This is a genomic window from Streptococcus sp., from assembly GCF_030825805.1.
Lineage (GTDB): Bacteria > Bacillota > Bacilli > Lactobacillales > Streptococcaceae > Streptococcus.
The window spans coordinates 1-13,617 of the sequence record NZ_JAPJPF010000017.1 but is presented as its reverse complement, the minus strand read 5'-3'; the positions used below and the strand labels follow the sequence as shown (position 1 = coordinate 13,617).

At 41.3% G+C, this 13,617-nt stretch carries 10 protein-coding genes; 6 read left to right on the top strand and 4 right to left on the bottom strand.

The genetic code is table 11. The annotated features are described in order from the left end of the window. Positions 1-209: 209 nt before the first annotated feature. Positions 210-1,559: a glutathione-disulfide reductase gene (gene gorA / locus RCH62_RS04065; RefSeq protein WP_306474679.1), complete on the bottom strand. Its 1,350-nt coding sequence runs from the start codon at positions 1,557-1,559 to the stop codon at positions 210-212. Positions 1,560-1,759: 200 nt separating this feature from the next. Here gorA and RCH62_RS04060 point away from each other — a divergent pair, with 200 nt between their 5' ends. The 4 genes from RCH62_RS04060 (at position 1,760) to lysS (ending at position 6,623) form a co-directional block, all read left to right on the top strand. After that, positions 1,760-2,917, top strand: coding sequence for an efflux RND transporter periplasmic adaptor subunit (locus tag RCH62_RS04060; protein ID WP_270285295.1), 1,158 nt, complete (start codon positions 1,760-1,762; stop codon positions 2,915-2,917). Further along, on the top strand, positions 2,901-3,596 hold the full coding sequence (locus RCH62_RS04055; RefSeq protein WP_023023871.1) for an ABC transporter ATP-binding protein: 696 nt from the start codon (positions 2,901-2,903) through the stop codon (positions 3,594-3,596). The genes RCH62_RS04060 and RCH62_RS04055 overlap by 17 nt, the downstream gene beginning before the upstream one ends. Further along, entirely contained in the window at positions 3,596-4,948 is a 1,353-nt protein-coding gene (locus RCH62_RS04050; RefSeq protein WP_306474678.1) for an ABC transporter permease, read from the top strand. Before RCH62_RS04055 ends, RCH62_RS04050 begins: the two co-directional genes overlap by 1 nt. Positions 4,949-5,132: 184 nt before the next feature. Then, positions 5,133-6,623 (top strand): lysine--tRNA ligase, encoded by a 1,491-nt coding sequence (lysS, locus tag RCH62_RS04045; protein ID WP_023027082.1) that lies wholly within the window; start codon positions 5,133-5,135, stop codon positions 6,621-6,623. A gap of 311 nt (positions 6,624-6,934) precedes the next feature. Here lysS and RCH62_RS04040 read toward each other — a convergent pair whose 3' ends face one another. From RCH62_RS04040 to RCH62_RS04030, 3 genes are all read right to left on the bottom strand, one after another. Next, positions 6,935-7,558 (bottom strand): histidine phosphatase family protein, encoded by a 624-nt coding sequence (locus RCH62_RS04040; RefSeq protein WP_306474677.1) that lies wholly within the window; start codon positions 7,556-7,558, stop codon positions 6,935-6,937. 14 nt (positions 7,559-7,572) lie between these two features. Continuing rightward, positions 7,573-8,046 (bottom strand): aminoacyl-tRNA deacylase, encoded by a 474-nt coding sequence (locus RCH62_RS04035; protein ID WP_270308800.1) that lies wholly within the window; start codon positions 8,044-8,046, stop codon positions 7,573-7,575. A gap of 86 nt (positions 8,047-8,132) precedes the next feature. After that, the gene (locus RCH62_RS04030; protein ID WP_270285299.1) at positions 8,133-8,996 is read right to left on the bottom strand and encodes a GH25 family lysozyme; all 864 of its coding nucleotides are present in this window, start codon (positions 8,994-8,996) and stop codon (positions 8,133-8,135) included. Between the two features lie 247 nt (positions 8,997-9,243). On the opposite strand from RCH62_RS04030, the gene ftsW reads away from it, so the two are divergent. Both ftsW and ppc read left to right on the top strand, forming a co-directional pair. Further along, positions 9,244-10,482 carry a cell division peptidoglycan polymerase FtsW gene (gene ftsW, locus RCH62_RS04025; protein WP_270285300.1) on the top strand — a complete coding sequence of 413 codons (1,239 nt, stop codon included), beginning with the start codon at positions 9,244-9,246 and terminating at the stop codon, positions 10,480-10,482. A 28-nt stretch (positions 10,483-10,510) separates the two neighbouring features. Next, positions 10,511-13,336 (top strand): phosphoenolpyruvate carboxylase, encoded by a 2,826-nt coding sequence (gene ppc / locus RCH62_RS04020; protein ID WP_270285301.1) that lies wholly within the window; start codon positions 10,511-10,513, stop codon positions 13,334-13,336. Positions 13,337-13,617: the final 281 nt, after the last annotated feature.

The window sequence follows — 13,617 nt, the reverse complement described above, 5'->3', positions numbered from 1 at the left end:
AAACAGAGCCTGAAGCGTATCTTCGGGCTCTTTTATATGGATGTTGAAATCTATTAGTGAATCTGATGGTTATCTTATCAAACCTTGTTATCTTACAAAAATGTAAGGAAAGAAAGTTAAAATGAAAGATTAGACTATGGTAGCTCCAATGATAATCCATTAAAATAAAAACAGAAGAAAAAGGCTTGTCAAACAAACCTTTTCTGATATTAGCGCATGGTAACGAATTCTTCGGATCCAGTTGGATGAATAGCGACGGTCGCATCGAAATCGGCTTTTGTGGCTCCCATCTTGATAGCAACAGCAAATCCTTGGATCATTTCGTCCACCCCATACCCAAGACCATGGAGACCGACAACGGTTTCTTCCGGTCCTACAGTGATGAGTTTAAATTTAGCCAACTGACGATGCTGGGTCACTGCTGAATACATAGAGGCGAAACTTGAAGTATAGACCTTGATAGCGTCTTTTCCATATTGTTTTTCGGCTTCTTCTTGAGTGAGACCGACTGTACCAATCGCTGGATGAGAAAAGACAACGGTCGGAATGGTTGCGTAGTCCATTTTAGCATCGGTTTTTCCATTAAAGAGACGTTCGGATAGGGTACGCCCTGCCTTGATAGCGACAGGAGTTAATTCTTTTTCGCCCGTGACATCTCCAAGAGCATAGATGCCAGGAACAACCGTATTCTGGTATTCATCCACTGCAATGAATCCTTTTTCATTTAAGATGATGCCTGCAGCTTCTAGATTGAGGTCTTGGACGTTTGGTTTGCGCCCAGTCGCCCAGATCACATGATCAGCAACAAAAGATGTTTGGTCTTCGAAATAGACTCGGATTTGACTATTTTCTTCCTTCGTGAGTCGGACAGGAACCTTGTGAGGATGGAGAGGCAATCCTTGTTTATCCATCTCCTCCATTAAGCCATCGACAATGTAAGAATCAAACTTTCTTAAGGGACGATCCCCTCGAACGAAGAGGTCTGTCTTAACACCAAGGGCATGAAGAACACCGGCTAGTTCTACCGCAATGTAGCCAGCGCCAATAATGGCAACTGATTTTGGTAGTTCTTCCCAAGCAAAGACATCGTCAGAGGTTTCTCCTAAATCTGCTCCAGGTAAATCTGGGATATAAGCATGAGCCCCTGTAGCGATCACAATGTGTTTAGCCTTGATGGTTTCCCCGTTGACTTCAACTGTATGGGCGTCGACAAAGCGTGCGCGACCTTGGATATACTCCACACCATTTCGTTTAAAACTACCATCATAAGAAGAACGAGCCCGATCAATATAGGCTTCGCGATTTTTCCTTAGGGTAGCAAAATCAAAATTGGTCTGTTTAGAAGTATACCCATAATCTGGACCGTAATCACGAATGGCTTCAGCAATTTGGGCGCCATACCACATAATTTTTTTAGGGACACATCCTTTGTTGACACAGGTCCCACCTAGTTGCTTTTCTTCAATAACAGCAGCGCGGGCTCCATGTTCTCCAGCTCGGTTCATGGTAGCAATCCCTCCGCTACCTCCACCAATGGAGATAATATCAAATTCTTTCATGGTCAGTACTCCTTTGTTGATTTACACTTTCATTGTAACAACAAAGGTTACAAAAATCAAGAAATTACCATCGTTGAATAGGAGGAGAAAACAAGATAGCAAAAAAAACGTGCAAAACAGATGATTCTGAATTGAAAAATGAGGAAATATGATATACTAAACTTATAAATTGAAACGCTTTCGAATACTGGAGGAAAGAAATGAAGAAATTTAAAAAATGGCAAATTATTACAGCGACAGGTGCTGCAATAGCAGTTGTAGGAATGGGGAGCTGGCTTGCTTTTGGAAAATCAAGTAGTGGCCCTGAAGAAATGGTCGATATAACACCTATGGTACAAACCGTGAAAGAAGGTTCGATTGCTTCCTCTGTTCTATTGACAGGTAAGGTCACAGCCAATCAAGAACAATATATTTACTTTGACGGAACCAAAGGAGATTTGCAATCGATCTTAGTGAATGTCGGGGATCAAGTAACCGCTGGCCAAGCTATTGTTCAATATAGTAGTACAGAAGCGCAATCTGCCTATGACGCGGCGGTACGTGCGGTCAATAAGGCAGATCGTCAATTGAACGATCTCTTGACCAATGGAGTGACCATTGATACAACAGGGGATGAGGAAGCAGATAGCAGTTCGGCCTCTCAAGCCCAACGCTCCTTGGATACACAAGTGGGAGATTTGCGCGATGCTCGTGCGGATGCAGTAGCCAATATGGAAAAAGCCAAGGCCTTGTTGGATGCTACAACCGTAAAAAGTAGTACAGATGGAACGGTTGTAGAAGTCAATAAAGATGTTTCAAAATCAACAACAGGAACCAACCAAACTCTTGTTCATATCGTCAGCAATGGAAACCTTCAAGTAAAAGGAGAGTTGTCTGAATATAATCTAGCCAACATTTCAGTTGGCCAGGAAGTGACCTTAACCTCCAAGGTCTATCCTGGGAAAAAATGGACTGGAAAGATTAGCTATGTAGCTAACTATCCGACGGATGCAGGTCAGGCAGGTGCAAGTGCTGCAGGTTCTGGACAAGGAACAGGAGGAGCCAAATATCCGTTTACTGTAGATATTACGAGTGAGATCGGCGATTTGAAACAAGGTTTCTCTGTCAATATTGAAGTAAAAAGTTCAACCATCCATCCCTTAGTTCCTGTGACAAGTGTCCTATCGGATGGCGAGCAAAGCTATGTTTGGACCATTGAAGCTGGTAAGGCTAAAAAAGTTATGGTTACCTTAGGAAATGCAGATGCAGAAAATCAGGAAGTCTTATCTGGCTTGAAGAAAGATGCGCAAGTGATCATCAACCCTTCTGGAGATTTGGAAGATGGGAAAGAGGTCGGAAAATATGACAAAATTGATTGAGCTGAAAAATATCAATAAAAGTTATAAAAATGGAGATCAAACCTTACAGGTATTAAAGGATATCCATTTAGAAGTAGAAGAGGGAGAATTTCTAGCCATTATGGGACCTTCTGGTTCTGGGAAATCTACTCTAATGAATATTATTGGCCTTCTCGATCGTCCGACTAGTGGTGAGTACAGATTAGAAGGGGAAGAGGTTGGGAACCTCAGTGAGAAGAAGTTGGCTCAGGTTCGCAATGAGCAAATTGGCTTTGTCTTTCAACAATTTTTTCTCCTATCAAAACTTAATGCCTTTCAAAATGTCGAGCTCCCCTTAATTTATGCAGGAGTGAATCCTTCCAAACGAAAGGAATTAGCCGAACAGTTTTTAAAGAAAGTTGAGCTAGATACGCGGATGCACCACCTTCCTTCTGAATTGTCCGGAGGGCAAAAACAACGGGTGGCCATTGCCCGGGCTTTGGTGAATCATCCTTCTATTATCTTAGCGGATGAACCAACAGGAGCTCTTGATTCCAAAACCGGCGAACAAATTATGGAGCTTTTGACAGCACTCAATCAAGAAGGGAAAACCATCATCATGGTAACCCACGAAACGGAGATTGCTGCCTATGCCAAACGTCAGATTGTCATTCGAGATGGAGTGATATCATCGGATAGTCGCAATGAAAGGAGGGCCTGATGCAGAACTGGAAATTCGCCATTAGTTCCATTATGGGACATAAAATGAGATCTTTCTTAACCATGGTAGGGATTATTATCGGGGTTGCCTCAGTCGTTGTCATCATGGCTCTCGGAGATGGGATGAAAGCTGGAGTGACCAAGACCTTTACTAAGGATCAACAGTATGTTCAGATTTCTTATTCCGCCCGAAAGAGTGGCTACATGACTGGTTTTAATCTTGGCCCAGAACCTGTCTCAGAAGAAGGCGGCGCTGAAGGTGGTGGGGAAGGTGGCGTCGCAAGTGAAGAAGACCAAGGAATGTCACCACCAGCTGGCTATGGAGAGGAAACTAGCGAAGATGTTGATAATCCAATCCTTGAAACCCCTCCTGTTGTCCAAGAAGAATGGGTCAAAGAACTGACCAAGATTCCTGGGGTTGATGGCTACTATGTTGGTAATACAGCCAATGCTACTATCTCCTTTCAGAAGAAAAAATCTGAAGGGGTGAATATTATGGGAGTCAATGATACCTATTTCTCTGTTAGAAAATTTGAATTGGTTTCAGGAAGAAAACTAAATGCCTCAGATTACCAGAGTTTTTCTCGGGTCATCATGCTGGATGAAGGCTTAGCTTCGACCTTGTTTGGAACGGAAAGTGCTCTCAACCAAGTGGTTGCTGTCGGAGACAATAACTATCGGGTGGTAGGAATCTTCAAGGATCCAAATGCTGGATCTGCATTATATGGGGCTTCTTCTGGAGGAAGTGCCTTGATGGCTAATACCCAAGTAGCTTCAGAATTTGGAACAGAAGAAATTTCTACTATTGTGGTGCATATCCCGGATGTCAAACAGATTAAACCAACTGGAATCGAAGCAGCGAAAAAATTAACCGAGCTATCAGGAGTTCGCCAAGGGGAGTTCCAAATTTTTAATATGGATAGTCTCTTAGAGCAGACCAATCAAATGCTCAGTATTATGACAACAGTCATTGGTGCGATTGCAGGAATTTCCCTTCTCGTTGGTGGGATTGGGGTCATGAATATCATGTTGGTTTCTGTGACTGAGCGGACACGTGAAATCGGTCTAAGAAAAGCACTTGGAGCTACTCGTAGCAAAATCTTGATTCAATTCCTCATCGAATCAATGGTCTTGACCATGATGGGAGGAATTCTCGGTTTGGGATTGGCCTATGGTGTCAATGCTCTCATCGCCACAGCTGCTGCAGGTGCTCTAGAAGGGCCTCCAGTCGTCTCCATGTCAGTGGCTATTGGAAGTATCATCTTCTCAGCTTGTGTCGGAATTATCTTTGGTATCCTACCAGCTAGCAAGGCATCAAAACTAGACCCAATTGAAGCCCTCCGCTATGAATAAGGTAGAATGACTTGAATGATGGATTGGGACAATCGTCGTGTTCCCTTCTGAAATCTAGGAATGTGATAGGAAAGGTAGCAAACTCCCTTTCCTTCCATTCCTTTTTTCATTTTTCCTGCTCAAGAATAGTGTATTTCCCTGGTAAATATGATAAAATAGGGGAGAATAACTTAGGAGGTTCCAAATGACTACTGAACATATGGAAGAATTAAATGACCAGCAGATTGTCCGTCGCGAAAAGATGGCGGCCCTTCGTGAACAAGGAATCGACCCATTTGGAAAGCGATTCGAACGTACTGCAGATTCTGGTCAATTAAAAGAAAAATATTCAGAATTAGATAAAGAACAACTTCATGACTTGAACGAGACAGCTATTATTGCAGGCCGTCTCGTGACCAAACGTGGAAAAGGGAAGGTTGGTTTTGCCCACCTTCAAGACCGTGAAGGTCAAATCCAAATTTACGTTCGTAAAGACGCGGTTGGCGAAGAAAATTATGAAATTTTCAAAAAGGCTGACCTTGGAGATTTCCTTGGTGTAGAAGGAGAAGTGATGCGGACAGACATGGGTGAGCTTTCAATCAAAGCTACTCACATCACTCATTTATCTAAAGCACTTCGTCCCTTGCCTGAAAAATTCCATGGGCTTTCAGATGTGGAAACCATCTACCGCAAACGCTACTTGGACTTGATTTCTAACCGTGAAAGCTTTAACCGCTTTGTAACTCGTTCAAAAATCATTTCAGAAATCCGTCGTTACTTGGATGGTCAAGGCTTCCTTGAGGTAGAAACACCTGTCCTTCACAACGAAGCTGGTGGAGCATCTGCGCGTCCATTTATCACTCACCACAATGCCCAAAACATTGATATGGTCCTTCGGATTGCGACTGAGCTTCACTTGAAGCGCTTGATCGTTGGTGGAATGGAACGCGTCTATGAAATCGGACGTATCTTCCGTAATGAAGGAATGGATGCTACCCACAACCCTGAATTTACCTCCATCGAAGTCTACCAAGCCTATGCTGACTACCAAGATATTATGGACTTGACAGAAGGCATTATCCAACACGCTGCTAAAGCCATTCATGGGGATGGTCCAGTTAACTACCAAGGAACTGAAATCAAGATCAATGAACCCTTTAAACGGGTTCACATGGTGGATGCCATCAAGGAAATTGCTGGCGTTGATTTCTGGAAGGAAATGAGCTTTGAAGAAGCAGTAGCCCTTGCCAAAGAAAAACATGTGCCAGTTGAAAAACACTACACTGAAGTAGGTCACATCATCAATGCCTTCTTCGAAGAATATGTGGAAGAAACCTTGACACAACCAACCTTTGTCTATGGACACCCTGTAGCTGTATCTCCATTGGCCAAGAAGAATGATGAAGATCCTCGTTTCACGGATCGTTTTGAGCTCTTCATCATGACCAAGGAATATGCCAATGCCTTTACAGAATTGAACGACCCAATCGACCAATTGGAACGCTTCAAAGCGCAGGCACGCGCCAAAGAATTGGGAGACGATGAAGCGACTGGTATTGACTACGACTATATTGAAGCTCTTGAATATGGTATGCCACCAACAGGAGGACTCGGAATCGGTATCGACCGTCTCTGCATGCTCCTTACTGATACGACTACTATCCGTGACGTATTGCTCTTCCCAACTATGAAATAAGCTAAAAGAAAACACTGATCACAAGATCAGTGTTTTTGAATGTATACAGACTATTGTTTTACATAAGACAACTAGATGATTTTCAAAAAATATCTTTTATTTTTTTGTTATTTAAGAAGATTAAAAACTTTCCGCAGTGAGAAAAGTTCCTGAAACTAAATTGTTTCAGGAACTCGGGAGTTTTGGAACCTTAGGTCCAAAACTAAGTCATGGAACTTCTTCGAAGTTCGCTGACGTCCGCATTCACCTAAGGAAAGTTTCTAAGTGAACTTTGCCTCTATTCTAAAACAATTATCTTGCAATCAGTGTTTTTAAGTCTCCAAATAAGAGGTATCATTCCAAGTTTCTAAGTAAAAGTGCTCAAAATCATCTGTTGTCAAAATGGTCACACTAGCATTGTTGAGGCCACCGTTTTTACGGAGTTCCTCTGCTTTATAGCCAAGTAGGGTCCGAATGGAAGCTGTTAAATTCGCCCCATGTCCAACGATAAGAACGGTATCGAACTCTTTTCCTTTCAGGCTTTTCACAAAATCACAGGTACGCTTGGTTGTTTCAGAAACGGATTCTACCTCAAATAGGTCGTGATGGAATTGTGATAGATCGTGTCGGAAAGCCTTCATTTCCTCAGGATAGAGAGCTTTCAACTCCACAATTTTTCCACCTTCTAGCCTACCAAGCTGCCATTCCCGTAGAGCAGGAGTCTCTTGGAGGGAGGTAGGATGCTGATTTTGCTTGAGGAGGATTTGAGCAGTATGGACGGCTCTAGGCAAATCGCTTGAATAAGCCGCATCAAAGCGTGTTTGAGATAGATGCCGACCCAAGGCTTCTAACTGCTGTATGGAAGATTCTAAAAGCGGGGAGTCGCCGTTTGCCCCTTGGATACGGCCCTCCTCGTTCCACTCAGTGCGTCCATGACGGACAAAATATAGTTTCATAGTAGTTTTATCCTTTACTCGACCAAGTCCTCGAAGCTAGCCTTGACCAAATCAGCTAAATCTTGCGCCTTGATTTGAATACTGTGACCAACTTCACCTGCAGAGACAATCATCTGATCAAGTTGCAAGGCAGATTGGTCAATGAAAATGGGGTAGTTGTGTTTTTGTCGAATGCCAACAGGATTATTGGCCCCGTGAACATAGCCTGTTGTTTTTTCTAAATCTTTCTGTGGAATCATACTGACTTTTTTATTGCCAGATAGTTTGGCCAATTTTTTCTCTGACAAGTGCGCAGAGATGGGAACAATTCCGATAACAGGACCAGTTTTATCACCTGTAAGGGCCAGTGTCTTATAAATTTGCTCAGTCCTAATCCCTTCTGGAATCATTCCCTTAAGGGCATTAATTTGTAGTCCTGTATGGGGGATTTTTGCTTTTTGTAAGATTTGTTCAACCAATGTTTTTTTTACTTTTTGTTTTTTTGCCATCTTACTGTTGTCTTTCTCTAAATTTTCTAATATTATATCATACTCTTTGAGTTGCAGTTTAAGAGAAAAAGAGGCGTCTGCCTCTTTTAATTCTTTTCTACTGTAAATAGTTTTCGGTAGATTTTTTCTTGATCTTGTGTAGGTGCAATCTGGTTTAAGTCCAAGTAGTGGGTGAAGCCATTCAATTGCCCCTGAGAGGTGTACTGGTGAAGATCATACTCATCATCAGTAGATGGAGCTGCATTGTAATAGCCATCATCATACCCATAAGTTGGAATCCAGAGGGCGGTAAATTTATCAGTGGAGATACTATGTTCTTCCATGAAATAGGTCCCAATATAGATTCCGATATTTTTGGCTCCCAATGATGCTAGCTTGGCACGGAAGGCTTCCACTCCAGCGTTCATATCACCCATGGTTTTTTCTTCTACATCCAGCCAATAATAGGTTGGTTTGTATTTTTTGGATGCCTGATAGAACTCTTCTGCTTCCTTTTCCATTTCTTTCTTGTCCTTGGCAGCTACGTAAGCATATACCGCAACTGGAATATCTCGTTTTTGAAACTCTTTAATATGAGTTTCGTATGATTTGTCTATTCCATTTAAATAAGTCGCAGCATTTTCTTTTTTAGCTTGAGCGCCACTATGAACGCGAACAATGACTCCAGAAACATTCTGTGCTAAGAGATCATAATCAATCTCGCTTGGCAATTGCCAACCAGAGATGTCAATAATTGGTCGATTCAAAAATTCTTGATCTAGTTCTTCTACTGAGTCAGAAGAAGAACTAGATGGGAGTTTTGATTGATTGGTTTTCTTTGCCTCTTGTGTAGTCTTGCTTCTAGCAAGTTGATTCCTTTGAATATCTGCTACTGTTTTAGAAATGAGCAGAAAGGAAAAGATGCTTAGGAAAAAGACGAAGAGGACAATTGGTTTAATCCTTTTTCTCATACAGAATCATTTTACCGCAAAAGATGGAAAAAGGCAAAACAAAGGGTCTGAAAGCGCAAAAACAAACGATTGTCGTAAAAATGCGGATTACTTTTTTGGACTAAGCTAGTAGGAGGAAAAAAAAGGGCTAGACTGATCTGATTAATCCTCTATGACAGGTGAAAACCGAATCTTATTTGGTATTTCCTTTTTTTTACTATTGAAAGGTGATATAATGAAGACTGAAAATTAGAAGTATGGGTGTTACATGAAATTAGAAAAACGTCATTTTTTAAACTATTCAATCCTGATTCCGTACCTCCTTTTGTCAATATTAGGATTGATTATTGTCTACTCGACAACGAGTGCATTAGCCATCCAAAAAGGAGTTAGTCCTTTTGGGATGATCAAAAGCCAGGGAATCTTTTTTGTTCTGAGTTTGGTTACCATTCTCTTTATCTATAAGGTAAAATTGAATAACCTTAAGAAAAAGGCTTTCATTGGGATTGTTATCATTGCGGAGACGATCCTTCTCTTGCTATCGCGTTTTATCACAGACACGGTGAATGGGGCGCATGGGTGGTTGAATTTTGGAGGTTTCTCTATTCAGCCAGCTGAGTACTTGAAAATTATCCTAGTTTGGTATTTGGCCTTAGTTTTCTCTAAAAAGCAAGAAGAGATTCAGCAATATGATTACCAGGCACTTACCCATAATCAATGGATTCCTCGTGATTTGGCAGATTGGCGTTGGATGGTGCTCTTCTTGATCGCTATTGTAGTCATCATGCCAGACTTAGGAAATGCGACCATTCTCGCACTAACAACTTTAATCATGATTAGTGCAAGTGGGATAGCCTACCGCTGGTTCTCAAGCTTATTAGCTATGCTAGTGGGGGGATCGACTGTTCTCCTTTATTCCATTAAGTTAATTGGGGTTGAGAGATTTTCTAAAATCCCTGTTTTTGGATATGTAGCGAAACGTTTCAGTGCTTTTTATAACCCCTTTAATGATTTATCAGATTCTGGACACCAATTGGCCAATTCCTATTACGCCATGAGTAATGGGGGCTGGTTTGGCTTAGGTCTTGGAAATTCGATTGAAAAGCAAGGGTATTTGCCAGAAGCACATACAGACTTTGTCTTTTCGATCGTCATTGAAGAACTTGGTTTTGTGGGAGCTAGTCTCATCTTAGCCTTGTTGTTCTTCTTAATTTTGCGTATTATTCTTGTGGGGATACGGGCTAGAGATCCATTTAATTCGATGATGGCCATCGGTATAGGAGGGATGCTTCTGACTCAAACCTTTATTAATATTGGTGGGATTTCTGGGTTGATTCCTTCGACAGGGGTGACCTTCCCCTTCCTATCACAAGGAGGAAATAGTTTGTGGGTCTTATCTATTGCGATTGCCCTTGTCTTGAATATTGATGCGAGTGAAAAGCGCGCCCGGGCTATTCAAGAGGCCCCTTCTTACGAGAAGCCTCAGAAAATCCAAAGCTATTACTAAACCGGAGTGAGTAAAGAAAGGAGTTATCATGACTTTACAAAAACTAGAGAGCTATACCAACAAAGAGATTATCAAAGAAGAAGTTGAGATTTTAACCACTATTTTAGAAGACATTGCTAAAAATTTGGTGAGTCCAGAAACCTTTGATAAGATTCTTGAATTGAAAAAACTATCTGTCTCAAAAGACTATTTAAAATTGGATCAAATTGTTAGAGAGCTATCAAATGAAGAGATGATCGTGATTTCTCGATACTTTGCCATTCTCCCCTTATTGATTAATATCTCTGAAGATGTCGATTTGGCTTTTGAAATCAATCATCAGAATAATGTGGGACAGGACTATCTAGGGAAACTATCGTCAACCATCCGCCAGGTGGCTGAGACTGAAAATGCTCAGGAAATTTTGGAACGCCTCAACGTGGTACCAGTATTGACAGCTCATCCGACCCAAGTGCAACGGAAAACCATGTTGGACCTAACCACTCAGATTCACAGCCTTTTGCGCCAACACCGGGATGTAAAAGCAGGCTTGATGAACGAGACCAAATGGTACAATAATTTGCGTCGAAATATTGAAATTATGATGCAAACCGATATGATCCGTGAAAAGAAACTCAAGGTAACAAATGAGATTACCAATGTCATGGAATACTATAATAGTTCCTTCCTTCAGGCTGTTCCTAACTTAATGTTGGAATACAAACGTCTTGCCAAGGAGCAAGGGATCGAGTTACAGCAACCTAAACCGATTACGATGGGAATGTGGATTGGTGGAGACCGGGATGGGAATCCTTTTGTAACTGCTGAGACCTTGAAGCGATCAGCTACCATTCAAAGTGAAGTTATTCTAAACTACTATATTCAGAAAATATCTAGCCTATATCGGAATTTCTCCCTTTCTACCAATCTTTCAAAAACCAGTCAAGCGGTTGAAGAGATGGCGGCCCGTTCGAGTGATACCTCTGTCTTTAGAGAGAAGGAACCCTACCGTCGAGCCTTCCATTATATTCAATCCAAATTGGTCCAAACCTTATTGAATATTAAGGAATGGTCAGTAGTTGGCTCAACAGTAGATGAGCGCCATCCGATTGAACGTCTTCTCGGTGCTCACACCCATCAACAAGGAGTGGTTTCCGATTATATTGGTACCCGTATCAGTGGTGCTATCCAAGAGTTGGCAGAAGATCGTCCTCCTTATTACGAAACAGTTGAAGAATTTAAACAGGATTTGACCCTGATTCAAGAATCATTGATTGAAAATAAGGCAGAGGCTTTAATCTCAGGTGAGTTTGCTGAGTTATTAGAAGCAGTAGAAGTCTTTGGATTCTTCTTGGCTTCGATTGATATGCGTCAAGATTCGAGTGTCCATGAAGCCTGTGTTGCAGAACTATTAAAGGAAGCAGGGATTAATGATCACTACAGTGATTTATCAGAAGACGAAAAGTGCGAGTTGTTGTTACAAGAGTTGTTAGAAGATCCTCGGATTTTATCTGCTACCCATGCAGAAAAATCAGAATTGCTTGAGAAAGAATTAGCTATTTTCCAAACAGCGCGTGAATTAAAAGACCGCTTAGGAGAAGATGTCATTCGTCAAACCATTATTTCTCACGCGACCAGTGTATCTGATATGCTTGAGTTGGCCATCATGTTGAAAGAAGTGGGACTGATTGATAAGGAAAGCGCACGTGTGCAAATTGTTCCCCTCTTTGAGACGATCGAAGACTTAGATCAGTCTGAGGATACGATGAGAAAGTATCTTTCACTTCCAATAGCTAAACGCTGGATTGCTTCTAAGAATAACTACCAAGAAATTATGCTTGGTTATTCAGATAGTAACAAAGACGGTGGTTATCTATCTTCTTGTTGGACTCTTTATAAGGCCCAACAACAATTAACAGCGATTGGCGACGAATTTGGTGTCAAGATCACCTTCTTCCATGGCCGTGGTGGAACGGTTGGTCGTGGTGGTGGCCCAACCTATGAAGCTATCACCTCACAACCATTGAGATCCATTAATGACCGAATTCGTTTGACTGAGCAAGGTGAGGTCATTGGCAACAAATATGGGAATAAGGATGCAGCTTATTACAACTTAGAAATGTTGGTCTCTGCAACAATTAACCGGATGATTGCTAAGATGAAGAGTGAAAAGAGCATGTCCGATCAGTACAATGAGATTATGGATCAGATTGTCAATCGTAGCTATGATATTTATCGTGAACTGGTTTTTGGCAATGAACATTTCTATGATTACTTCTTCGAATCCAGTCCGATTAAGGCCATTTCTAGTTTCAATATTGGTTCCCGTCCAGCAGCCCGTAAGACCATCAAAGAAATCGGTGGTTTGCGTGCCATTCCATGGGTCTTCTCATGGTCACAGAGCCGCGTGATGTTCCCTGGCTGGTACGGTGTAGGATCCAGTTTTAAAGAATTTATTGATGCAGATCCTGAAAACATTGAAACCTTGCGTTATATGTACAAAAAATGGCCATTCTTCAAGTCCCTTCTTTCAAACGTAGACATGGTGCTCTCAAAAGCCAATATGAACATTGCATTTGAATATGCCAAGCTATGTGAAGAAGAGGAAGTTCGTGACATCTTCAATATTATCCTGGACGAGTGGCAATTGACTAAGGATGTTATTTTACAGATTGAAGGTCATGATGAACTCTTAGCTGAGAACCCTTATCTAAAAGATAGTTTAGATTATCGTATGCCATACTTTAATGTTCTAAACTATATTCAATTAGAATTAATTAAACGCCAGAGACGCGGCGAATTGCCTGCTGATCAGGACAAGTTGATTCATATCACGATTAATGGTGTCGCAACAGGATTGCGTAATTCTGGTTAATCGTGAGCCCTTACAACCAATCCCGATTAAAGGGATTGGTTTTTTACTGGAATAAAGTGAAAATGATTGTGAAAAAACGCGAAAATTGGTCGCAAAGAATAAAATATCTAGCTGTTTATTTCAAAAAAGAAGTGGAAATGAGATTTCACAAACTTTCATTTGGATAAATTCCTTTAAGAAAAAAGAAATAAGAAAAAAAGCTAGTAAAACACTTGCAATTTAGACGAAATTTGATAAAATAGTAAGGAAAGTTAGACTGTATTGCCTACTGTCTATCTATA

Coding starts and splice junctions, on each gene's coding strand:
- gorA (WP_306474679.1), bottom strand. CDS start 1,559: ATGAAAGAATTTGATATTATCTCCATTGGTGGAGGTAGCGGAGGGATT.
- RCH62_RS04060 (WP_270285295.1), top strand. CDS start 1,760: ATGAAGAAATTTAAAAAATGGCAAATTATTACAGCGACAGGTGCTGCA.
- RCH62_RS04055 (WP_023023871.1), top strand. CDS start 2,901: ATGACAAAATTGATTGAGCTGAAAAATATCAATAAAAGTTATAAAAAT.
- RCH62_RS04050 (WP_306474678.1), top strand. CDS start 3,596: ATGCAGAACTGGAAATTCGCCATTAGTTCCATTATGGGACATAAAATG.
- lysS (WP_023027082.1), top strand. CDS start 5,133: ATGACTACTGAACATATGGAAGAATTAAATGACCAGCAGATTGTCCGT.
- RCH62_RS04040 (WP_306474677.1), bottom strand. CDS start 7,558: ATGAAACTATATTTTGTCCGTCATGGACGCACTGAGTGGAACGAGGAG.
- RCH62_RS04035 (WP_270308800.1), bottom strand. CDS start 8,046: ATGGCAAAAAAACAAAAAGTAAAAAAAACATTGGTTGAACAAATCTTA.
- RCH62_RS04030 (WP_270285299.1), bottom strand. CDS start 8,996: ATGAGAAAAAGGATTAAACCAATTGTCCTCTTCGTCTTTTTCCTAAGC.
- ftsW (WP_270285300.1), top strand. CDS start 9,244: ATGAAATTAGAAAAACGTCATTTTTTAAACTATTCAATCCTGATTCCG.
- ppc (WP_270285301.1), top strand. CDS start 10,511: ATGACTTTACAAAAACTAGAGAGCTATACCAACAAAGAGATTATCAAA.